The organism is Streptomyces botrytidirepellens, assembly GCF_003721215.1.
In the GTDB taxonomy this organism is placed as follows: Bacteria; Actinomycetota; Actinomycetes; order Streptomycetales; family Streptomycetaceae; genus Streptomyces; species Streptomyces himastatinicus.
In genome coordinates, this window is record NZ_RIBZ01000499.1 from 1 (window position 1) to 2,214 (window position 2,214).

The 2,214-nt window shown below is 71.4% G+C and carries 2 protein-coding genes; both read left to right on the forward strand.

Annotation, left to right across the window (positions count from 1 at the left end; translation table 11 throughout):
- Positions 1-287 precede the first annotated feature (287 nt).
- The gene (locus tag EEJ42_RS31975; protein ID WP_123105391.1) at positions 288-1,190 is read left to right on the forward strand and encodes a hypothetical protein; all 903 of its coding nucleotides are present in this window, start codon (positions 288-290) and stop codon (positions 1,188-1,190) included.
- A 499-nt stretch (positions 1,191-1,689) separates the two neighbouring features.
- Positions 1,690-2,196, forward strand: a complete 507-nt coding sequence (locus tag EEJ42_RS31980) for a DUF3085 domain-containing protein (RefSeq protein WP_123105393.1) — start codon at positions 1,690-1,692, stop codon at positions 2,194-2,196.
- Positions 2,197-2,214: the final 18 nt, after the last annotated feature.

Here is a 2,214-nt window from a genome sequence, read left to right on the forward strand (position 1 = left end):
CGCCCCGCGCCCGGGGGCGGGCCGTTTGGCGTGCCGCTCGCCCGCCAGCCACCCGGGCCCCAGGCCCCGGGGGCCGGTCGCACGCCCCGCTGCGGGGCACGGCTTGTTGTGGGGCTAACCCCCACTCGCGGCAACGTCCCACCCACCGGCCAGGCCCGCCCCGAACGGATCACGCGCCGCCACACGCCGTACCCGATCCGGCACCCCGGGCCCGGTGTGTGTGCCCCGGCCCGCCCTGGCACGGCCCGTCCTTCCGGCCCCCGCGAGACGAGAGAGCGACCCACACCATGCCCACCGCAGCTGAGACCGACCGCCAGATCCGCCGCCTCTACAACATCGCCTACCGGATCGACCCGATCGGGCGGATGCTCACCAACCCGCACGCCGACACCGCCACCGTCACCTACGCGATGGCACGCATCCCCAAGGCACTCTCAGCGGCGAACCGCCTACTTGCCCTACCCGGCGTCGCCGAACATCCCGAAACCCCCTACGCCCGCTCATTCCTCAACACAGCCCAGCGCCAACTGAACGCCCCCACCACCCGGCTGCTCCTCATCGCCAACCACGCCCGCCAAGCCGCCGCCCACGCCGACGCCACCGACGACGACCTACAAGTGATCGTCTTCCGCAACATCGAGCACAGGTGCCGCAACCTGACCGCCACCGCCCGCGTAGAGCCTGCACTCGGCCGCCGCGGCTGGACCCGCAACGACCATGTGGCCAGCGACCGCCTCCAGCACTGGGCCGCCCAGTGGGGACTGACCACCGACCCCACCCCACCACCCGCAGCAACCCCACAGGCGCCCGCCGAAATGGTCCGCCAGGCCGCTGCCCGCGCCGCCATCCGGAACCGCTGCGCGGCAGGAATCCGCTGCACCGAACCCGACTGCCAGACCTACGGCGCCCTCAAGGTCACCACCCTCCCCGGGGCATGGCTATGCCCCGCATGCATCCCCAAAGCCAACGCCCGCCTGGCCGCGCACGGCTGCGCTCCCGACACCATCCGGCCCGATCCCGGCGCCATCCCCGACGGCGCCCGCTACATCGTGAGCATGCACAACGTCATCGGCCCCGGCACCCGCTCCATCGACTGCGACACCCCGCAACGCGCCCAGTTCATCGCCGAGACCGAACGCCCCTTCAACAACACCTTCTACAACATCTGGATCGCCCTGCCGCGCAGGTGAACCTGGCATACGCCGCAGGGCACGTGCGCGCCCTGCGGCCGCGCTGCCCCGCTCGGTCGAGCTCTGCACCACGCGCACTGTCCCCGAACCCGCTCCGGGACAGGGCGCGCACCGTCTTCCGCCCCGCACCCCGGGACACCCGTACCCGAGCCCCGAGGACGCCCACACACCTCGCCCCGCCGCGCCCTTGCCCGCTTAACCGTCCGCCACCCCACCGTGCACCCCATCAACCAGCCCCGACCCGATGGGATTCCACCGTGACGACCGCAGTACACCGCCCCCACACCGTCACTGTCCGCATCGACACCGACGACGAGCACATGGACATGGTCCAGACCACCGAGTAGCCCCGGCACCCGGCACGGCCCCGCACCGGACACCCCCGGCGCGGGGCCTCTGCCATGCCGAACTCACTCAACCCCACTGTCACCCTCCACCCCCCGTGGCACGGGCCCACCCGGCCCGGCCACCCCACTCGAATCGCCGACCAGGACCCCACATGACCAACCCCACCATCAACCCCGAAGACTTCAACGCCATACTTCGCGAAGTCCTCACCGAAAACGCCCCCACCACCACCACCCCACACACCCACACCCTCGCCTTCCCTCTCCACAAGGTCCTCGCCGCCGCCGAACACGCCACCGCCGCGCCCAAACACGCCCTCGGCCCCCGGGACACCGACCCCGGCCCGCGCCTGTGGTGGATCAACGGCGACGGCATCTACCTCATGAGCAACGGCATCTACAACACCCCCAACACCCACGACGAAACAGGACACTGGCGCCACATCGCCCACGCCGACAACTGCGGACCCGGCACCGACCCCTCCACCGTCCTCGGCGGCGACGGCCTCCACGAAACCCTCGACCTGACCCACGCGCCCGCCGACGGCCAACCTCTCATCAACACCCTCCGCACCGCCGCCACAGGCGGCGCCACCCGATTCCTCCTCCACATCACCTACAACGACAACAACCGGCTGCTCACCACCGCCACCGCATAGCCCCCACACCACCCGACA

Excerpts from the sequence above, each read along its gene's own strand:
- EEJ42_RS31980 (WP_123105393.1), top strand. The coding sequence starts at position 1,690 with ATGACCAACCCCACCATCAACCCCGAAGACTTCAACGCCATACTTCGC.
- EEJ42_RS31975 (WP_123105391.1), top strand. The coding sequence starts at position 288 with ATGCCCACCGCAGCTGAGACCGACCGCCAGATCCGCCGCCTCTACAAC.